Genomic DNA, 18,709 nt, shown 5'->3' with positions numbered 1-18,709 from the left:
GTTAGTCGTTTGGGAGAAGGAGCAGTTCGGGCCCCAGGCAAAATAGCGCATCGAGCACTGAAAGGTCGGGCTGAAAACCGTAGCGTTCCTCGAAGACCTGGCGGTAGGCGGGAACGGCTTCCGGACCGGGCACGGCACCCGCGTCCGCGCCCCGAAACGCAGTTGTATCCACAAGCTCCACGGGACCACCCAGCAGCTCGAGGATCCGCCCGGTGAGGCGATAATTAAACTCGTACAGCAAGGTGGCCGGCTGCAACAGGGATTCCAGGATCGGGTCCCCATAGTGCTCAAAATAGGGTGCCCGCCCGTAGGCCGACCGGATCGCCTGGGCGTGTTGCCGCTGCCAGTCGCTGTGGTGGCTGACCCTTACTTCCCGAATGGGCATTTGCCGGTGTTTGCCCCCTTCCAGCGGAACCGACAGCAACAGTGGGCCGTTGGCTCCGGCGATGCGGCAGCGGTTGCGCCACCCCCCTTTCTGGTAGTTTTCGTGGGCTTCCCACTGCCACATTCCCGCCCGTAGGGCAGCTAGAAACCAGGAGGTGGGGGGGAAGTAGGCGGTAGGGGTAGTGAGCAAATTGTTAGGACGTTGGATTAAAACCGGGGTCAAACATATGCCATTTCCGGTCGGTTAAGCGGGCATGAGTACATCAGATAAACTAACCGACCGCTACAAAAAGCAAAATCCGCTTACCCAGTACCCCCAGCCGCCCTTCCCGCGACAGCCGCAGGAGCGCCCGGGGTCCGTCAACAAGATGGAGCCTGAACCCGACCACGGAGAGAAAAGCTACGTGGGATTCGGCCGCCTGAAGGATCGCAAGGCCCTCATCACCGGGGGAGATTCCGGCATCGGGCGCGCCGCCGCCATCGCCTTCGCCCGTGAAGGAGCCGACGTGGCCATCTGCTACCTGCCCAGCGAGGAGCAGAACGCCCAGGAGGTGATCAAACTGATCGAAGCCGAGGGCCGCACGGCAGTAGCCATTCCAGGCGACATCATCTCCGAGGACTTCTGCAATGAACTGGTAGAAACAGCCGTGAAGAAACTCGGCGGCCTGGACATCCTGGTCAACAACGCCGGCCGGCAGACGGCCCAGCAGAGCATTTTCGACCTCACCACCGAGCAGTTCGACAACACCTTCAAGGTGAACGTCTACGCCCCCTTCTGGATCACCAAGGCCGCCCTGAAGCATATGGAAGCAGGAGCCTCCATCATCAATACCGCCTCGGTACAGTCGTTCGACCCCTCGGCGACCCTGCTGGACTACGCCCAGACCAAAGCCTGCAACGTAGCCTTCACAAAGGCGCTGGCCGGTCAGGTAGCCGAAAAGGGCATCCGCGTGAACGCCGTGGCCCCCGGTCCATTCTGGACGCCGCTGCAGTCTTCCGGCGGGCAGCCCCAGGACAAGATCGAGAAGTTCGGCAGCACTACCCTGCTCAAGCGTCCCGGTCAGCCCGTGGAGCTGGCACCCGTTTACGTGCTGCTGGCTTCCCAGGAAGGCAGCTATATGACCGGCGAGGTGGTAGGCGCCACCGGCGGGGAGATGCCCTACTAAGCCTTACCTTGGCGGATCAGTTAACTCCCGCCAATGCGATTTACCGTTACGTTTCTGCTGATCATGTTTTCCGCCATCGTGGTGGGACAGAAGAACCCCGCCTACCAGCTCTTCAACGAGTCGGGCCGCAAGGTCCACTTCGGCAAGATGATGAAGGAGCTGCGGGAGGCGGACATCATCCTCTTCGGAGAGTACCACGACAACCCCATCGCCCACTGGATGGAGCTGGAGATCATCGATGGTCTCGGGAAGTATAGCCTGGGGATGGAGATGTTCGAAACCGATGAGCAGGAGCGGCTGGATGAATTCATGAACGGACAGATCACCCTGGAGGAACTCGACAGCCTCACCGGGGGCGTCTGGCCGAACTTCAAGACCGATTACCTGCCGTTGCTGCAGGCCGCCCGTGCCGACAGCAGCAAGGTATACGCCACCAATACGCCCCGCCGGTTCGCCAGAATGGTGTTCCAGCGGGGCTTCGTGGTTTTGCGTTCCCTCGACGAGGCGGACCGCGCCTACCTGCCCCCCCTGCTGCCCCCCTACGACCCCGAACTGCCCGGCTACAAGGCCATGCGGGTGCAGGGACACGGATCCGGCCACAGCGGTGAAAACTTCCCCAAAGCCCAGGCGATCAAGGACGCTACCATGGCCTGGTTTATCGTCAAGAACGCCGAACCCGGCGTACCCTTCGTCCACGTGAACGGCAGCTACCACAGCGACAATTTCGAGGGCATCAGCTGGTACCTGCGGCAGTACAAGCCCCAGCTGAAGGTGATGACCATTACCACCCTGGAGCAGCCGGAGATCGACGAGCTCCGCCCGGAATCGGTTGGGAAGGCCAACTTCACCCTCCTCGTTCCTTCCAATATGACGAAAACCTACTGAGCGGCGGCCAGCTCCAGGAGGGAGTCCCCGATCAATAGCAGGGCCACGAGACCGGAAAATACCGCGGTGAACAGCACGGCCCCCGCGGCGACATCCTTGGCCTTTCCGGCCAGCACGTGGTAGTCGGGGCTGACCAGGTCGACCACGTACTCCACGGCCGTGTTCAGCGCCTCGGCGGCCAGCACCAGTCCGGAGCAGATCAGCACGGCCACCCACTTCCACAGCGGGAAGTCAAGGGCCCAGCTCACCGCGACCATCCCCACGAAAGCGAGCATATGGATCTTGGACGGCGCGTGATTGCTCAGCAGATCGTGGGCACCGCGGAAAGCATAGCCGAATGCGGACAACCGGCCCCGGGAGTAAGTGATCAGTCGTTTCATACGCCTTAATCAAGTTGGAATCCGCCGGCCGTGTTCGGGACTACAGCCAGCCGATACCGCCCCGCAGCAGGATAAATCCCGTCAGGGCCACCAGGGGGGCCATCCAGCAGGTGAGTAAATAACGGTAGTAAGCGGGCGACACCCGGCTGGCCTGCACCCACTCCACCAGATAGCTGAGGCACCAGACGGCCAGGGCAATGGACCCGACCAGCAGGGCCAGGAGGGTGCCGAAGTATTCGTCGAAAAGCATCAGGAACAGGTAGAGGATCAGCTGCCCGACGAAGGCCAGGGCGTAATTCACCGCGGACGCTCCTCGGTAATCACCGCCCGGGTTTCCACCTTTTGCAGCAGGTGGTTGCCCACGGCCTCACCCTGGGTCACCCCGTAGTCGATGGCGGGCCGGTAGTGGATACCCCCGTAAAGGCGGCTCAGGGCGGCTTCTTCGCTGGCAGCCAGGAAGCTGGGGTAGCTGCGGGTGGGCAGGTCGTACTCTTCCTCGCTGTCGTCGTCGAAGGCGAAATTGTCGCCGTACAGGTCGGTCAGCACCACGGCGCAGGCGCGGCTCACGACGGAGTGTCCGCTGGTGTGCTCGGGGAAGGGCGGCGTCTGCAGTAGCGGGCGCCACTCCTGGTCGATGTGGCGGTTGATGAAGGTTTCGGGGCGGACGAGCTTGCTGCGGTACTTTTCGTCCCAGCAGCTGATGAAGGCGTCGAACATGGCCATGCTCGTCATGGCGTAGGTTTCGACCGTGCGGGCGAAGTCGGCATCGGCCTTGCGGGCCGCGATGGCCGCGATATTGACCCAGTGGCCTCCGGGGGTGATTTTCTTGGTGGCGAACATCAGGTGGCCTACCGTGTGGCTGACGTAGGGGTTGCAGTCCCAGAACTGGGCGATGGCCTGACGTTCGGCGGATTCCTCCTTACTCACGCCGGTATACACCTCATATACCTCCATGACCTCCTTCATCCACTGGCTGTTGGGGTCGAGGCTGTATTCAGTGGGCGGTGGTGGCTGGAACTGGTTGGCGCTGTCGAGGGCGAAGGGCCGGATCTTCATCCAGCTGGGCTCGATGCCGTCCATGTAGTCCGGCGGCGTGGGTTGCCACTTGCTCTCGTCGTCGGTAATGGAGTACTTCGGAAAGGTGCGCGTCTGCTTGTACATATCGCCGTCGTACCAGGCGATCACGTGGTCGGCCACCGCATCACCGTAGGCCACCGAGGCGTCGAATACTTCGGCGGGCATGCCGACCTTGCGGATCTCGGCCAGCAGTTGCTCGCGGAACTCGTCCATGCGGTCCTCGCTGAAGATCAGGCTTTTGCCAACTTTCAGGTGGGCGACCACGGCTGCCAGGGGGTAAGCGATTTCCGTTTGGGCCGGGGGCGCGGGCGCGGGTTCCAGGTGAGGGATCTGACCGGCCAGGCTGCGGAGATTGGGATCACCGGCGGCGAGGGCTTCGTAGCCGGCGATGCTGGAATAGGAGTAGATCCGGCTGGCCACGGGGGGCGAGAAGATGTCGTGGACGATGACGTCGGTGAGCTGCTTGACCGAGCGGTGGAAGTACTCCGGGTCAGCTACTTCCTCCTGGTAATTGGGGTTCACATCTTCCCCGCAGGCGACCAACAGGCCGCAGAGGGACAACAAACAAATAAAACGACTCATAAGCTTCATTGCGTGCACGGTTTAGGAGGTAAGCGTGAGTGGCACGTCTCTTCGGTGGGTGAGCCAAAATTACAACGTTTCCGGCCAATCCGCGGAATCCCTTTGTTGGCATGGCAGGAAGACGGCCGACCTAAGGGCAAAAATCCGGGACCTCCCGGTTCAGGAATTCCTCCACCAACCTACCATACTCCCGCGGCCGCCAGACCACGTTGTGGGCGTGCCAGGCACCCCAGTCCAGGGCGTGGTAGGTAAGGTATTCCCGGAGGATGCGGTCGGCGATGCGGTCGGACTGCTCCGGGGCGGTAAGGGTATCGCTAAGCGAATGAAACAGCAGTACGGGTACCCGTATCCTGTCCGCGGCCTCCGCCGGACTGGCCGCGCTGTAGTCCACCCCGCCCCGGAAATTGACCCATTGAAAGGTACCCGGCGAGAGTACCGAAAGCACGGGACCGTACTCCCGGACGCCCCGTTCCGTGATGGCCGAATGCCAGTCGGCGTAGGGGCTTTCCGCCAGCACGAAGGCCGGCCAGGCGCTCCCGTCCGCTGCGGCCAGCAGGGCCGTGGCCGCCCCCCAGCTCTCCCCCACCCAGCCGATCTGTTCGTCGGCCAGCCCCGTTTGCTCCCTGAACCAGGCGTGGGCGGCCAGCAGGTCGCGTGCCTCGTGGATGCCCCCACTGGCGTAAGCGTCGTCGCTATCGCCGAAGCCGCGGTGGTCGTACAGCAGCAGGTCGCAGCCGCAGCGGTCGAAGTAGGGGGTATACTTCAGCATGCTCACCCGGTTGTCGTTGTACCCGTGGGCGAAGATGACCCCACAGCCGGCCTGTCCACCCCGGTAGTACCAGCCGCGTAAGGTGAGGGCTCCCTCGGGGCTGGAAAACTCGATGTCCTGGGGTGGTGGCAGCTCGGACTGGAGGCTGTCCAGTTTGAGGCGCCACCGTTCGGTAGCGATGCGGTAGGATTCCTCCAGGCTGCGGTGGGGGGTATCCAGCACCCGGTTGCTGATGACGAAGGTGATCAGCAGGTAGAAAATCAGAAGGGCAGCGAGGCCGACAAGTACTTTCTTCATGGGCTACACCGAAAATAAGGAATACCGCGTTACCCCTGGTCCGGGGCGGGCCGGGCCGCCGTCCACCGGGGCATTGCCTATCTTCGCCGCCTTATCCGACCTATGCCATCACTCGAAAAGAAACACCGGGTCCAGTCACTCATCCAGCTTGCGCTGGCCGTGGCCCTGCTGATCGTGATCAACGTCCTGGCCAACGCCCGGCTGGGAGGCACCCGGCTCTACGGTGCCCTGGATTTGACCGAGGACAAGCGATTCACCCTGACCGAACCCACCCGACAGCAACTGGCCGCCCTGGAGGAGCCGGTATACATCCGGGTGCTGCTGGAGGGTGAGTTGCCGGCCAGCTACCAACGGCTGCGCACGGCCGTCGCCGAGACCCTCGAAGACTTCAGCGGCTACACCGATAACCTGGAGTATGAGTTTGTCGATCCGCTCATCGGCCAGCCCGATGAGGTCCGCCAGCGGCAGGAGGATATGCTCCAGGATGGCATCGTGCCCATGACCGACTACCAGCAGACGGCCGGAGAGCGCACCACCCGCGCCATCTACCCCTACGCCCTGATTTACTACGGCGACCGCCAGCGCATCGTCCCCCTGCTGGAAACCGCCCGCCCCGACGTGCCCATCGAACAGCAGCTCAACCAGGCCGAAAGCCTGCTGGAGTACAACTTCACCTCGGCCATCCAGAGCCTCACCGACGACGACAAGCCCGTCATCGGGTTCACCCTCGGCAACGGCGAGCTCGGAGCCCTGCAGTTCGCGGACCTGGTCGCCGAGTTGCGCAAGGACTACGAGGTGGGGCCGGTGTACCTCGACAGCTTTGCCACCCTGCCCACCGATATCGACCTGCTCATCGTGGCCAAGCCCACTGTTCCCTTCACGGATTTCCAGGCGTTCAAGCTCGACCAGTACGTCATGAACGGCGGCAAGGTCATCTGGGCCATCGACGCCGTGGCCATGGACTACGACAGCCTGCGCGCCACCGGCGAAGCCTACCCCCAGAGCCGGACCACCGGCCTGGAAGACCTCTTCTTCAAGTACGGCTTCCGGCTCGGCAACCAACTGGTGCTTGACCTGGTGAATACGCCCATCCCGATCGCGACCAGCCAGGGGCCCAGCGGACCGAAGTTTAACCTGGTGCCCTTCCCCTACCACGTGCTGGCGCTGCCAGAAGCCGACAACCCCATCGTGCAGAACATCGACGCGGTGGACATGCGCTACCCCACCCTCATCGAACTGGTGGGCGGCAGCGACCAAGTGGAAGAAACGGTGCTGCTGGCCAGCAGCGACCGCAGCCGCCGGCAGCGGTTGCCCTCCCCCATCGACCTGGACGCCCAGAAGTTTGACGTCGACCTGGACCGCTTCAACGAATCAGACCTGCCCCTGGCCGTGCTCCTGGAGGGTCGGTTCGAGAGTCCATACGCCAATCGCCTCAGCCGCGAGAACGAACAGCTGCTGAGGGCCAACGGGATGGACTACCGGGCTGAATCCGTCCCGACGGCCATGGTCATCGTCAGCGACGGCGACGTACTGGCCAACAGCGTCAACAGCCGCGGAGAAGTAGGCTACCTGGGCGTCAACCCCTTCACCAAAATCCCCTACGCCAACAAGACGTTCATGCTTAACGCCGTGGAGTACCTGCTGAACCCCGGCGGCGTCATCACCAGTCGCGGCAAGCAGGTGAAGCTGCGCCTCCTCGACCGGGAAGCAGCGGTGGCGGAAGCCGGATACTGGCGGGCGCTCAACCTGGCCCTTCCGCTGGTGGCGCTGGCGCTTTTCGGGTGGGTATTCAATTTCCTGCGGCGGCGTCGCTACACCACAAACTGACCGTATGAAACGCACCCTGCTATTGCTTGGACTGGTCATGGTGCTCGGCCTTCTGGCCCTGTGGGCCACCCGCAATCCCGACGGCGCTGCGGCGCAATCCGACGAAAGATCCTTCGGCTACCCGGCCACCGATGACATCCACCGCATCTTCATCGCCGACCGCGAGGGCAACCAGGCCTCCCTGGAGCGCGGCGGCCCTACCGGATGGCGCTACGATGGCTACCCGGCGAACGAAAACGCCATCAAAAACCTGCTGCAGGCCGTCGGCCAGATGGCCGTCCAGCGGTTGCCCACCAGCAAGGAAACGCCCAACCTGATCCGCAACCTGGCGGGAGGCGGCATCCTCGTACAACTCTTTGATGCGCGGGGCAACAAGCTCCGGGGTTACTACATCGGGGGCGGAACCAACGGAGAACTCGGCACCGCGGCCATCATGGAAGACAGTGAGCATCCCTACGTCGTCCACCTGCCTATGTGGAGCGGCAACCTCCGCCACCGGTTCAACCTGAGGGGCGACGAGTGGCGGTCGAAGCGGCTTTACCGCACGGACCCTGACCGGGTCGAGTACCTGGAAATTGAATACCCCCGCCAGCAGGACAAGGGCTTTCGCCTAGAGCGGACGGCGGACGGTTCCTTCCTCCTCCACGCCCACGCCAACAGTTACCTCCCCGCCCGCCCGGTGCCGCGGGGCGTGGCCGAAGGGGTACTGAGCCGCTACGAAGATTACTACATCTCCCGCTACGAAAATGCGGATACGGCCAGCATCAACCGCGCCCGCAACCGACTGCCGTTTGCCATCATCCGGCTCAAGGAAGCCGACCAGCCCGAGCAGCTGGTGCGCATTTTCCCCCGCTACCGCTGGCCCGACACCCCGGACCAGACGCTGGAGGCCTACACCGCTTTCGTCAACGACGACCAGGATTGGGCCCTGTTAGCGGTAGAAACCACCCAACCCCTCCTCATCGGCTATGACTCGTTCTAGCCAACTTATCGGCCCGCTGCTGGCTCTCTTTATCGGGCTCACCGCCACCGCCGTGCTGCCACCGCCGCCGTGGGGATTCTTCGGCCACCGCCGGATAAATCACCTAGCCACCTTCACCCTCCCCGTGGAGATGATGCCCTTCTTCCGCGCGAATATTGACTACCTGGCGGAGCACGCCGTGGATCCCGACAAGCGGCGGTACGCCGCCCCCGGCGAAGCGGTCAGGCACTACATCGACCTCGACCACTGGGGTACCCTCCCCTTCTCAGAATTGCCGCGCTACTACCCGGACGCCAGGGCTTGGCGGGGTCGTGTCCTGGACCTGCAACCCTCGGGAGATACCGTCGCCTGGCGCTTTGACACCCTGCTCCGGAACGACGACATCCTGCTCCTGCGCACCGCCGACCATACAATCGACCTTCCCTACTCCGATTACCGACGGCTCTGGTACGATGGGACGGATACGGTCAGCCGCGATTCCGTGCTCGCGGCGGGCCTCCCCCTCACCGGTGATCGGGTAGCGCTGGAAGACAACTTTTCGCCCCACGGGATCCTGCCCTACCACCTCGTCGCTTTTCACCGGCGCCTGACGCAAGCCTTCGTGGACGGGTCGCCCGACCGCATCCTCCAGTTGGCCGCGGAGATGGGCCACTACGTCGCCGATGCCCACGTTCCACTGCACACCACCAAAAACTACAACGGCCAGCTAACGGGGCAAACGGGCATCCACGCCTTCTGGGAAAGCCGGCTGCCGGAACTCTTCGCCGACGTCGACTACGATTATTTCGTAGGGCCCGCGGAGTACATTCGGGATCCGACAACCTTTTACTGGGGTATCGTGATGGACAGCCACCGGCTCGTCGACAGCGTGCTGCAGACCGAGCGGCGGCTGCGGGCCACCTACCCCGCTGATCAGCAAATGTGCTACGAGGAAAGACTGGGGCAAATGACCCGCACACCCTGCACCGAATACGCCCGGGCGTGGTCCACGGCCATGAACGGCATGGTAGAGGAGCGTTTCCGGGCCTCCATTCACGCCGTAGGGTCGGTATGGTACAGTTGTTGGGTCGACGCCGGACAGCCCCATTTGCCCGGGGTAACGAGCCGCACTGCGGAGGTGTCACAGGCACCCGCGCTCGCCGCCCCCGTACCGGATTCTACAATACGCGCCCATGAATAAGGCTTACTGGATCAGCGCTGCTGCCCTTTTTGTCCTGACGGCCTGGCTTTCGGCGGGCTATCACCAGGCGGACGAGCACTTTCAAATCCTGGAATTCGCCAATTACAAAGTGGGGCTGACTGCGGCGGAAGACCTGCCGTGGGAATGGCACGAACGGATGCGGCCGGCCCTGCAACCGTTTCTGGCCTATCTGGTCTACCAAATGGTCGGATGGGGGGACCAGGCCAATCCCTTCACCGTGGCCCTGCTCCTGCGGTTCCTTTCGGCGGCCTTCACCCTGGCCGTTGCATTTACCCTGTTCCGGCGGTACCGCACGGCTTTCCCGCCGCCCCTGGGTTGGCTGTTCGGCCTCACCCTCCTCTTCCACTGGTTTGCCTACTACAACGGGGTGCGGTTCTCCAGCGAGAACTGGTCGGGCCTGGCGGCCGTAGCCGGTTTCCTTTCCTACCCTCTTCACCTGGCCCGCCGGGAGGCCACGCTGACTCCGGACGGCGGCCGCAGCGCCCTGATGGCGGGCGTGTGGTTTGGCCTGGCCTTCCTGTTCCGCTACCAGATCGCCCTGCTGGTGGCGGGCTTCGGCCTGTGGCTGCTGTTTGTGCACCGGGAGAAGTTCCGCAACATCCTCCTGCTGGTGGCGGGCGGCCTGGGTACACTGGCCGTTTGTTACCCACTTTCCTACTGGCTGTACGGGGAGTGGTCCCTGCCCGCCTGGAATTACCTCGCGGCCAACCTGATCGAGGGCAAGGCGGCCACCTACGGCACCCGCCCCTGGTACGGCTACGTGGAGCTGGTTTTCCTGCGGGGCATCCCGCCGCTCAGCCTCCTTTACCTGGCCGGATTTGGTGCTTTCTGTTATGCCTACCGACGGGATCCGGTGGCGTGGATGGGCCTGGCCTTCGTGGTGGCTCATTCGTTCCTGGCCCGCAAGGATATCCGCTTCCTTTATCCCTTGACCCCGTTGTTACCCGTATTCTTGGTGGGCGCCCTGGCCGCCTTTCGGCCGTGGGTCATGAACCACTGGCCGCGCAAGGAGTGGCGGATAGCGGCGTCGCTGATGGTACTTACCAATACGCTGTTGCTGATCTACGTCGTCAGTCGGCCGGCGGCGGCGGAAATCGCCCCCCTGAAAAACCTGTACGAAACCTACCCCCAGGGAGTGACACTCACCGGGCCCCAGTCGCGGATCCTCAAGGCGGAGGGCGCGATCGCCCGCTACTATCACCGCCCGGCTACCGTGGTGGATACGACGGGGCAGCCAGTCACCAAATTCGCCCTGGCTGAACGCCCCCTCATCTGGGTAGACCGTACCCGCGACCAGCCGCAGCCCCCGGCCGGCAGCGCGCTGGTGTACACCGACCGCCCGGGCTGGCTGGATGCCCTGAACCTGGACCTGGGGCAAAAGTGGTATTACCTGTATTCCGTGGCCCCGTCTGGCGGGGAAAAAGACGCCCACTAGATCTGTTCTGCCCAGTGCCCGTAGTCCACGCCGGGGTTTCTATATTTGCGGCCTATGACCGCTTACTCTACCGACTCTCCGACCACTTGGACGCTCGAGGCCCTCAAGGAGCTTCACGACCAGCCCCTGATGGAATTGCTCTTTCGCGCCGCTACCGTACACCGTGAGCACCACGACCCCAATGAAGTACAGGTTTCCAGTCTGGTAAGCATCAAGACCGGCGGCTGCCCCGAAGACTGCGGCTACTGCCCCCAGGCGGCCCGCTACCACACCGACATCGAGGAAAATGCCCTGCTGTCGGTGGAGCAGGTAAAAACCGCCGCCGAGCGTGCGAAGGGACTCGGCAGCAGCCGCCTCTGCATGGGCGCGGCCTGGCGCAACGTCCGCGACGATGCGGAATTTGAACAGGTGCTGGAGCTGGTCCGCACCGTGAACGGACTGGACATGGAAGTATGCGCCACCCTGGGCATGCTCACCCCCAACCAGGCCGAGCGGCTGGCCGCGGCCGGGCTTTACGCCTATAACCACAACCTCGACAGCAGCGAGGACTACTACAAGGAAGTCATCTCCACCCGCGGCTACGAAGACCGGCTGGAGACCATCGGCAACGCCCGCCAGGCCGGCCTGACCGTTTGCTCGGGCGGCATCATCGGAATGGGGGAAAGCGTGGAGGACCGGCTGAAAATGCTGCTCACCCTCGGCAGCCTCCGGCCCGTTCCGGAATCCGTCCCCATCAACGCCCTGGTGGCCGTACCCGGCACCCCCCTGGAGGACCAGCGGCCCGTAGACATCTTCGAGATGGTGCGCATGATCGCCGTTACCCGCATCGTGATGCCCTCCACCACCGTGCGGCTGAGCGCCGGGCGGACCGACATGAGCCCCGAAGGGCAGGCCCTCTGCTTCTTCGCCGGTGCCGGATCCATCTTCGCGGGCGACAAGCTGCTCACCACCCCCAACCCGGAGGCTTTCGCCGATATGGAGCTCTTCAGCGCCCTCGGACTGCGCCCCACCCAGGCTTACGCCAAGGGAGAACGGCCGGTACCCACCGCCGACCCCGGTCCGCCGGAGCAGAAGCGCCCCATCCGCTGGAGCCGCCCCGGCCACAAGATTGAGCGCAACGAAGCCAAAAGAAAATAACGACAACACCCGAAAATTACCGCATTATGAGCCGCACCATGGTCGCCGGAAACTGGAAAATGAATACTACGCCCACCGAGGGCAAAGCATTGGTCAAGGCCGTAATGGACAAGGTCCCCAACCCCTCCACCAAAGTGGTGTTTGGCGTGCCCGCCATCCAGCTGATGGAAATCCAGGAGCTGGTCAAGGGCCACCCCAACTACGCCGTGGCCGCCCAGAACATGCACCAGGAAGAAAGCGGGGCCTACACGGGTGAGCTGAGCGCGGCCATGCTGGTCGACGCCGGCATCGAATACGTGATCCTCGGCCACAGCGAGCGCCGCGACTATGCCGGCGAGGACGACGACCTGATCAACCTCAAGATCAACCAGGCGCTCAAGCACGGCCTCAAGCCCATCTACTGCTGCGGGGAAAAGCTCGACATCCGCCAGGCCGGAAACCAGGAAGTGGTCGTCGGCCGCCAGATCGAACAGGCCCTTTCTTCACTGGAAGCCGACCAACTCTCCCAGGTGGTGATCGCCTACGAACCCGTCTGGGCCATCGGCACCGGCGTTACCGCCTCCAATGAGCAGGCCCAGCAGATGCACGCCAATATCCGGCGCATGATCACCAACCAGTTCGGTTCGGAAGTGGCCAATAACCTGACCATCCTCTACGGCGGTTCGGTCAAGCCCAACAACGCCGCCGAACTGTTCGCGGAACCCGACGTCGACGGCGGACTCGTAGGTGGTGCCAGCCTGGACGCCGACAGCTTCGCCGCCATCATCAACGCCGTACGGCGGTAATCGCCGCCTCCCTACCCTTCGATATGAAACGACAGGGTAAAGGTCCGGCTGGTCACCTTTTCCAGCACCCGGCTCTCGGGTAAGGTGGGGTTGAACAGCAGGGTGTTGCCGATGCCGTGGCTGATCTTGAATTCCGGCGACAGGATGAAGTAGGGGAAGAAGATCTGAATGCCGGCGCCGTACTCAATGGCGTAGTCGTGCGGGCTGATCCTGACCAGCTCCTCCGCCTGCCGGGTCCGGGATTCGCTGGCCACGTCAAAGCTGTACTTCATGCCCGCGATGAGGAACAACCGCTTGTCCCGGTAGGGCGCCGACTTGTAGCGGAAGTAGAACGGCATCTCGATGAAGACCGACTCGATCTTTTCCTGGCTGACGGCCTGCCGCTCCGTGCTCTGGGTATAGTCCAGGCTGCGCTCCGCAAAGCTGAAGCCCGGCGTGAAGCGGAAATCGAAATAGCGGCCGAGCTTCAGGTTCCCGATAAGGTTCAGGTTAAAACCCGGGCCGTTCAGGCTTTTGATGCCGACAATAGAATCGGTATATAGGAACTCCTCGCTGCGGTACGGGGTGTAGCGGCTCGAGTTGAACCCGAGGGTAATGCCGAAGTAGTACGGCTTATTCTGGAAATCGTAGAAGTTGTAATTCTGGCCGCCGGTGAACTGGGCGCGGGCGCAGGTGCTGAGGCCGGCCACCAACGCCAGGGCCAGGATTAGCGGGTGGCGGTGTAGATGGAGGCAATTCCGAAAGTAAGTGCTTGGCATTCCGTGTTGTTATAGCCGACCCGGTCCAGGATCGTCAAAAAGTCCTCCCCGCTGGGAAATGCCTGTACACTTTCAAAAAGGTAGGCGTAGGCGCGCGGGTCCTTGCTCTGTAAACGGCCGATCAGCGGCATAATTTTACCGAAGTACAGATTAAAGCCCCAGCGGATGGGTGCGTAACGGATCCGACTGAATTCCAGCACCACCAGTTTGCCCCCGGGCCGCAGTACCCGGTGCATCTCGGCCAGTCCGCGCTCGAGGTTCTCGAAGTTGCGGACCCCGAAGGCGGCGGTCACCGCGTCGAAGCTCGCATCCGCATAAGGCAGGTTCTCGCTGTCGCCCTGCTCGAGCACGATGTGGTTCTCCAGCCCGGCCTGCTTCACCTTGGTTCTTCCGTAGGCCAGCATGCCCGCGCTCAGGTCGATACCGGTGACGTGGTCGACCCCCCGCCGGCGGACGGTCTGAATGGCCACGTCGGCCGTGCCGGTAGCTACGTCAAGCACGCGGTGGTGGACGGCGGGGTCCAGCTCGGCAATCATTTTGCGTCGCCACAGGGTGTCGACCCCCAGGGAAGTACCCCGGTTGAGGAGGTCATAGGTGGGGGCAATGGCGTCGAACATCCGTCCGACCTCTTCCTTCTTGGATTCCCCTTCCCCGTAGGGTTTTACTACTTTCTCGGTACCTGACATATGGACAAGTTAACCCCTGATATTGCCTTTGGTTTACCTAGGTTTTCCGGCACGATTTTTGTACCTTCGCGCGTAGGCGAATGCGCCGGTAATCAGGAGGATTGGTGACCTTTTTTGCCAGGTGCGCCCGGATTTAACCAGGCCGGAGCGCGCCCCGTTTGCGGAGGTCGCGACGGCCTCACCACTCCATAACTTTCAGCTCTTTATGCCAAATCAACGCATCATCCCGGTCAATATAGAAGACCAGATGAAATCGGCCTACATCGACTATTCGATGTCGGTCATTGTCAGCCGCGCCCTGCCCGACGTTCGCGACGGCCTGAAGCCCGTCCATCGGCGTGTTCTCTTCGGCATGTCCGAACTGGGTCTGAGCTATCGCAGCTCCCACAAGAAATCCGCCCGTATCGTCGGGGAAGTCCTCGGTAAGTACCACCCCCACGGCGACTCCTCGGTCTACGACACCATGGTTCGTATGGCCCAGGACTGGTCACTGCGCTACCCTCTCGTAGACGGTCAGGGTAACTTCGGTTCGATGGACGGCGACAGCCCCGCCGCCATGCGCTACACCGAAGCCCGCCTGCAGCGGATCTCGGACAGCATCCTCGGTGACCTCGACAAGGACACGGTTGACTTTCAGCTCAACTTCGACGATACCCTCAAGGAGCCTACCGTCCTGCCCACCCGGATCCCCAATCTCCTGGTGAACGGTGCCTCGGGCATCGCGGTCGGTATGGCCACCAACATGCTGCCCCACAACCTGAATGAAGTGGTGGATGGCGTGATCGCCCTTGTTGACAATCCGGACATTACGGTTGACGAGCTCATGGAGCACGTCAAGGCCCCGGATTTCCCCACCGGAGGCATCATTTACGGTATGGACGGCGTGCGCGAGGCCTTCCGCACCGGCCGTGGCCGCGTGGTGGTCCGCGGACGGGCCGACATCAAAGTCGACCACAACGACCGGGAAACCATCATCATCAGCGAGATCCCCTACCAGGTCAACAAGGCCACCCTCGTGGCCAAGATCGCCGAACTGGTGAACGATGGCAAGATCACCGGCGTCAGCGCCGTACGTGACGAATCGGACCGCGACGGCCTGCGCATCGTTATCGAGATCAAGCGGGACGCGATGGCCTCCATCGTGCTCAGCTACCTGTACAAGTACACCCCCCTGCAGTCCAGCTACGGCGTCAACAATGTAGCCCTGGTCGGCGGTCGCCCCATGACCCTGAACCTGAAGGACCTGATCGAGGAATTCGTGGCCTTCCGCCTCGAGGTCATCCAGCGGCGGACGCTGTTTGAACTCAACAAGGCCCTGGCCCGCGCCCACATCCTTATCGGCCTGTTGATCGCCCTGGACTACCTCGACGAGGTGATCCGCCTGATCCGGGCCAGCAACAGCCCCGAAGAGGCCAAGGAAGGACTTATGGCGGGTGCCTTCATCGAAGACAAGGCCGCCTTCTGGAACAAGTTCGGCAGCCTGGTGAAGGAAGCCCAGACCGAGGAACTCGTCGTGCCGGAAGGCAATGTGATGAGCGGCGAGCAGGCCCAGGCCATCCTGGACATGCGGCTGCAGAAGCTTACCGGACTGGAGATCGACAAGATCCGCGATGAGTACGCCGAGATCCGCGACCTGATCGACCGCCTGCGGGCCATCCTGGAATCGGAGGAGCTGCAGCGCGACATCATCAAGGAAGAACTGCAGGACGTGCGCGCCCGCTTCGGCGACGAGCGCCGCTCGGAGATCAGCCTTGATACGGCAGACATCTCCATCACCGACATGATCGCCGACGAAGACGTGGTCGTTACCATCTCCCACCTGGGCTACATCAAGCGTACCCCCGTGGCCGAATACCGCGCCCAGGGCCGGGGCGGCCGTGGCAGCCGGGGCTCCAAGACGCGGGATGCCGATTTCATCGAGCATATCTTCGTGGCCAGCAACCACAACTACCTCTTGCTCTTCACGGAGCAAGGTCGCTGTTTCTGGCTCCGCATCTACGAAATCCCCGAAGCCGGCAAGAACAGCAGCGGACGCGTCATCCAGAATATCCTGGCCATCCCCAAGGAAGACTCGGTACGCGCTTACATCAGCGTGGCCGACCTCACCGACGAGGTATTCCTGCAGCAGCACTCGGTGATCTTCGCCACCCGTCGTGGTCAGGTGAAGAAAACCAGCCTGGAGGAGTACAGCCGCCCCCGTACCAATGGCGTCAACGCCATCACCATCAACGAGGGGGATGAACTGCTGGAGGCCCGCCTCACCAACGGCAACAGCCATGTCTTCCTGGCCACCCGCAAGGGACAGGCCATCCACTTCGAAGAGGAGAAGGTGAGAAACATGGGACGCAACGCGGCCGGTGTTCGTGGCATCACCCTTAACGGAGAGGACGACGCCGTGGTGGGCATGGTAACCATCGACCACGAAACCGATACCGACAAGTCGATCCTGGTCGTCAGCGAAAAGGGAATGGGCAAGCGGTCCGACTGGGCCGATTACCGCATCACCAACCGCGGCGGCAAGGGCGTGGCCACCATGAAGATCAGCAAGAAAACGGGTGAACTGGTTACCATCAAGGCCGTCAGCGACGAGGACGACCTGATGATCACCAACCGCTCGGGCATCCTCATCCGGACCTCGATGCAGGACCTTCGGGTCATGGGCCGCTCCACCCAGGGGGTAAGGCTAATCAAGCTCGATGGCGACGATGCCATCGCCGACGTAGCCGTGGTGAGCATCGACGAGGAAACCCTCGCCACCGGTGAAGAGGAATAATTTACCGGTACGCTGAAAGTACAAAGCCGTCAGTAGCAGTCACTACTGGCGGCTTTTCAGTAACTCCGGCCCCGTTGAACACCCCTTGACACCAACTGTTCCATTAATTTTAGGAAGGTATTAACGATACTTGCTCCCTCAATTAACGTTTTGCATTTATCCTTTGACGCCGAAAACCGTCTACAGGATAAGACACAAACCATTCTGAAACCAACAAATTTTACCCATGCGTAAATTTATGCTGAGCGCTCTTTTCGCTCTTTTTGCCGTCTCTGTTGCCTTCGCACAGAGTGGCGAGGACGCACTGAAGAACGCCTCCAAATCCTACAAAAGCTACCAGACGGGCAATGACGTCGTTGAGCTGCAGGCCGCCGTGGACGCCATCCAGGTTGCCATGAACGACACCCAGGTACAATCCGACGTCGACGCCTACCTCACCGCTGGTGACATTTACTCCGCCGCCATCCAGCGCTACGTGCAGGACCGTACCATGGCCGGTGCTGAGCCCATCGAACCCATCGTTGCCAAAGCCGCCTCCCGCGCCGCCCAGGCCTACATGAAGGCCTACAATATGGCCGAAAAGGGACGCGACAAGAAAGCAGCCCTGAAGGGGCTGGAAGCGCTTCAGGGTAACATCTCTAACGAAGGCATCTTCGCGATCCAGGACAAGAACTACCAGGACAGCTACGAGGCTTTCAACACCAGCGTAACCGTCCACGACTTCCTGACCACCAACGACGGTGACAGCGCCTTCGCCGAGGACGAGACCAAGCTCAACGACGAGCGTTACTACGCCGCCCTTTCCGCCGTACTGAACGAGCAGTACAACGAAGCCGAGCCCCTCTTCATCCGCCTCTACGAGTCCGGCTACGAAGATGCTGGTCTGTACGACGGCCTCTACAAGGTCTACAGTGGCAAAGGTGATATGGAAAAGGCCGGACAGTACCTGACCGAAGGTCGGGAGAAGTTCCCCGAAGAAACCACCCTCCTCTTCACCGAGATCAACTACTACCTCGCCCAGGGTAAACTGGACGAACTGACCGGCAAGCTGCAGGAAGCCATCAAGGCCGAGCCCGAGAACATCAGCCTCTACGCTACCCTCGGACAGGTCTACGACCAGCTCTACCAGTCGAACCGGGAAGAAAATCCCGAGAAGGCAACCGAGTACTTCGAGAAGGCCAAGAAAAACTACGAGGCCGGACTCGAAAAGCAGCCCGATAACGCTTCGCTGATCTACAGCCTCGGTGCCCTTTACTTCAACCGCGCGGCCAAAATGACCGAGAAGCTGGTTGAGCTGGGTAACGACCTCAGCAAGGAAGGTCAGGCCAAGTACGAAGCCATGGAGAAGGAAATCAATGCCGAGTTCGCCCAGGCATTCCCCTACTTCAAGAAGGCCGAGCAGACCGACCCCAACAACCTGAATACCCTGATCGCCCTGAAGGAAATCTTTGCCCGCCAGGACGACTACGACGCCTCCAACGAAATGAAGGAGCGCATCGAGCGGGTCCAGGCCGGTGAGAAGATCGAATCGAGCTACTTCAACAACTAGGGAATCACCTATCCAGGCCCCTAATCAAAAAGCCCC

17 protein-coding genes are annotated in these 18,709 nt (G+C 62.0%); 10 read left to right on the top strand and 7 right to left on the bottom strand.

What is annotated here, in order from left to right; translation table 11 throughout:
* Position 1 precedes the first annotated feature (1 nt).
* A complete protein-coding gene (locus CGL56_RS09980) occupies positions 2-574 on the bottom strand; it encodes a WbqC family protein (RefSeq protein ID WP_167641558.1) in 573 nt (190 codons plus the stop codon).
* Between the two features lie 64 nt (positions 575-638).
* Here CGL56_RS09980 and CGL56_RS09975 point away from each other — a divergent pair, with 64 nt between their 5' ends.
* The gene (locus CGL56_RS09975) at positions 639-1,550 is read left to right on the top strand and encodes an SDR family oxidoreductase (RefSeq protein WP_099106391.1); all 912 of its coding nucleotides are present in this window, start codon (positions 639-641) and stop codon (positions 1,548-1,550) included.
* Positions 1,551-1,583: 33 nt separating this feature from the next.
* Positions 1,584-2,435: a ChaN family lipoprotein gene (locus CGL56_RS09970; RefSeq protein WP_099106390.1), complete on the top strand. Its 852-nt coding sequence runs from the start codon at positions 1,584-1,586 to the stop codon at positions 2,433-2,435.
* Here the strand turns inward: CGL56_RS09970 and CGL56_RS09965 are convergent.
* The 4 genes from CGL56_RS09965 to CGL56_RS09950 form a co-directional block, all read right to left on the bottom strand.
* On the bottom strand, positions 2,429-2,815 hold the full coding sequence (locus CGL56_RS09965; RefSeq protein ID WP_099106389.1) for a diacylglycerol kinase family protein: 387 nt from the start codon (positions 2,813-2,815) through the stop codon (positions 2,429-2,431). The two genes, CGL56_RS09970 and CGL56_RS09965, sit on opposite strands and share 7 nt — an antisense overlap.
* 40 nt (positions 2,816-2,855) lie before the next feature.
* Positions 2,856-3,116, bottom strand: a complete 261-nt coding sequence (locus tag CGL56_RS09960) for a hypothetical protein (protein WP_099106388.1) — start codon at positions 3,114-3,116, stop codon at positions 2,856-2,858.
* Positions 3,113-4,474: a vanadium-dependent haloperoxidase gene (locus CGL56_RS09955; RefSeq protein ID WP_099106387.1), complete on the bottom strand. Its 1,362-nt coding sequence runs from the start codon at positions 4,472-4,474 to the stop codon at positions 3,113-3,115. Before CGL56_RS09955 ends, CGL56_RS09960 begins: the two co-directional genes overlap by 4 nt.
* Positions 4,475-4,604: 130 nt before the next feature.
* On the bottom strand, positions 4,605-5,540 hold the full coding sequence (locus CGL56_RS09950) for an alpha/beta hydrolase (protein WP_099106386.1): 936 nt from the start codon (positions 5,538-5,540) through the stop codon (positions 4,605-4,607).
* 102 nt (positions 5,541-5,642) lie between these two features.
* Between CGL56_RS09950 and gldG the strand changes: the two genes are divergently transcribed.
* From gldG to tpiA, 6 genes are all read left to right on the top strand, one after another.
* The gene (gene gldG, locus CGL56_RS09945; RefSeq protein WP_099106385.1) at positions 5,643-7,367 is read left to right on the top strand and encodes a gliding motility-associated ABC transporter substrate-binding protein GldG; all 1,725 of its coding nucleotides are present in this window, start codon (positions 5,643-5,645) and stop codon (positions 7,365-7,367) included.
* 4 nt (positions 7,368-7,371) lie between these two features.
* The gene (locus CGL56_RS09940) at positions 7,372-8,349 is read left to right on the top strand and encodes a hypothetical protein (RefSeq protein WP_099106384.1); all 978 of its coding nucleotides are present in this window, start codon (positions 7,372-7,374) and stop codon (positions 8,347-8,349) included.
* Complete coding sequence (locus tag CGL56_RS09935) at positions 8,336-9,529, top strand: zinc dependent phospholipase C family protein (protein WP_143470677.1); 1,194 nt, start codon at positions 8,336-8,338, stop codon at positions 9,527-9,529. The genes CGL56_RS09940 and CGL56_RS09935 overlap by 14 nt, the downstream gene beginning before the upstream one ends.
* Complete coding sequence (locus CGL56_RS09930; RefSeq protein WP_099106382.1) at positions 9,522-10,985, top strand: glycosyltransferase family protein; 1,464 nt, start codon at positions 9,522-9,524, stop codon at positions 10,983-10,985. Before CGL56_RS09935 ends, CGL56_RS09930 begins: the two co-directional genes overlap by 8 nt.
* A 129-nt stretch (positions 10,986-11,114) precedes the next feature.
* On the top strand, positions 11,115-12,122 hold the full coding sequence (gene bioB, locus CGL56_RS09925; RefSeq protein ID WP_406603292.1) for a biotin synthase BioB: 1,008 nt from the start codon (positions 11,115-11,117) through the stop codon (positions 12,120-12,122).
* A gap of 26 nt (positions 12,123-12,148) precedes the next feature.
* Complete coding sequence (tpiA, locus tag CGL56_RS09920) at positions 12,149-12,907, top strand: triose-phosphate isomerase (protein ID WP_167641559.1); 759 nt, start codon at positions 12,149-12,151, stop codon at positions 12,905-12,907.
* Between the two features lie 11 nt (positions 12,908-12,918).
* On the opposite strand, the gene porT is transcribed toward tpiA, so the two are convergent.
* On the bottom strand, positions 12,919-13,665 hold the full coding sequence (porT, locus tag CGL56_RS09915) for a type IX secretion/gliding motility protein PorT/SprT (RefSeq protein WP_099106380.1): 747 nt from the start codon (positions 13,663-13,665) through the stop codon (positions 12,919-12,921).
* A complete protein-coding gene (ubiE, locus tag CGL56_RS09910; RefSeq protein WP_099106379.1) occupies positions 13,614-14,351 on the bottom strand; it encodes a bifunctional demethylmenaquinone methyltransferase/2-methoxy-6-polyprenyl-1,4-benzoquinol methylase UbiE in 738 nt (245 codons plus the stop codon). Before ubiE ends, porT begins: the two co-directional genes overlap by 52 nt.
* Before the next feature lie 205 nt (positions 14,352-14,556).
* On the opposite strand from ubiE, the gene gyrA reads away from it, so the two are divergent.
* Both gyrA and CGL56_RS09900 read left to right on the top strand, forming a co-directional pair.
* Positions 14,557-17,124: a DNA gyrase subunit A gene (gene gyrA / locus CGL56_RS09905; RefSeq protein ID WP_099106378.1), complete on the top strand. Its 2,568-nt coding sequence runs from the start codon at positions 14,557-14,559 to the stop codon at positions 17,122-17,124.
* Between the two features lie 226 nt (positions 17,125-17,350).
* Positions 17,351-18,673 carry a tetratricopeptide repeat protein gene (locus CGL56_RS09900; RefSeq protein ID WP_143470676.1) on the top strand — a complete coding sequence of 441 codons (1,323 nt, stop codon included), beginning with the start codon at positions 17,351-17,353 and terminating at the stop codon, positions 18,671-18,673.
* The last annotated feature ends 36 nt before the right edge of the window (positions 18,674-18,709 follow it).

It is taken from the genome of Neolewinella marina (assembly GCF_002631205.1).
In the GTDB taxonomy this organism is placed as follows: domain Bacteria; phylum Bacteroidota; class Bacteroidia; order Chitinophagales; family Saprospiraceae; genus Neolewinella; species Neolewinella marina.
Note: the sequence above shows the minus strand (reverse complement) of the source record. Positions and strands in the feature narration are given on the sequence as shown.

What these genes read in the sequence shown, in the direction of transcription:
- CGL56_RS09975 (WP_099106391.1), top strand. Translation starts at nt 639, where the DNA reads ATGAGTACATCAGATAAACTAACCGACCGCTACAAAAAGCAAAATCCG.
- CGL56_RS09970 (WP_099106390.1), top strand. Translation starts at nt 1,584, where the DNA reads ATGCGATTTACCGTTACGTTTCTGCTGATCATGTTTTCCGCCATCGTG.
- CGL56_RS09965 (WP_099106389.1), bottom strand. Translation starts at nt 2,815, where the DNA reads ATGAAACGACTGATCACTTACTCCCGGGGCCGGTTGTCCGCATTCGGC.
- CGL56_RS09955 (WP_099106387.1), bottom strand. Translation starts at nt 4,474, where the DNA reads ATGAGTCGTTTTATTTGTTTGTTGTCCCTCTGCGGCCTGTTGGTCGCC.
- CGL56_RS09950 (WP_099106386.1), bottom strand. Translation starts at nt 5,540, where the DNA reads ATGAAGAAAGTACTTGTCGGCCTCGCTGCCCTTCTGATTTTCTACCTG.
- gldG (WP_099106385.1), top strand. Translation starts at nt 5,643, where the DNA reads ATGCCATCACTCGAAAAGAAACACCGGGTCCAGTCACTCATCCAGCTT.
- CGL56_RS09940 (WP_099106384.1), top strand. Translation starts at nt 7,372, where the DNA reads ATGAAACGCACCCTGCTATTGCTTGGACTGGTCATGGTGCTCGGCCTT.
- CGL56_RS09935 (WP_143470677.1), top strand. Translation starts at nt 8,336, where the DNA reads ATGACTCGTTCTAGCCAACTTATCGGCCCGCTGCTGGCTCTCTTTATC.
- CGL56_RS09930 (WP_099106382.1), top strand. Translation starts at nt 9,522, where the DNA reads ATGAATAAGGCTTACTGGATCAGCGCTGCTGCCCTTTTTGTCCTGACG.
- bioB (WP_406603292.1), top strand. Translation starts at nt 11,115, where the DNA reads ATGGAATTGCTCTTTCGCGCCGCTACCGTACACCGTGAGCACCACGAC.
- tpiA (WP_167641559.1), top strand. Translation starts at nt 12,149, where the DNA reads ATGAGCCGCACCATGGTCGCCGGAAACTGGAAAATGAATACTACGCCC.
- porT (WP_099106380.1), bottom strand. Translation starts at nt 13,665, where the DNA reads ATGCCAAGCACTTACTTTCGGAATTGCCTCCATCTACACCGCCACCCG.
- ubiE (WP_099106379.1), bottom strand. Translation starts at nt 14,351, where the DNA reads ATGTCAGGTACCGAGAAAGTAGTAAAACCCTACGGGGAAGGGGAATCC.
- gyrA (WP_099106378.1), top strand. Translation starts at nt 14,557, where the DNA reads ATGCCAAATCAACGCATCATCCCGGTCAATATAGAAGACCAGATGAAA.
- CGL56_RS09900 (WP_143470676.1), top strand. Translation starts at nt 17,351, where the DNA reads ATGCGTAAATTTATGCTGAGCGCTCTTTTCGCTCTTTTTGCCGTCTCT.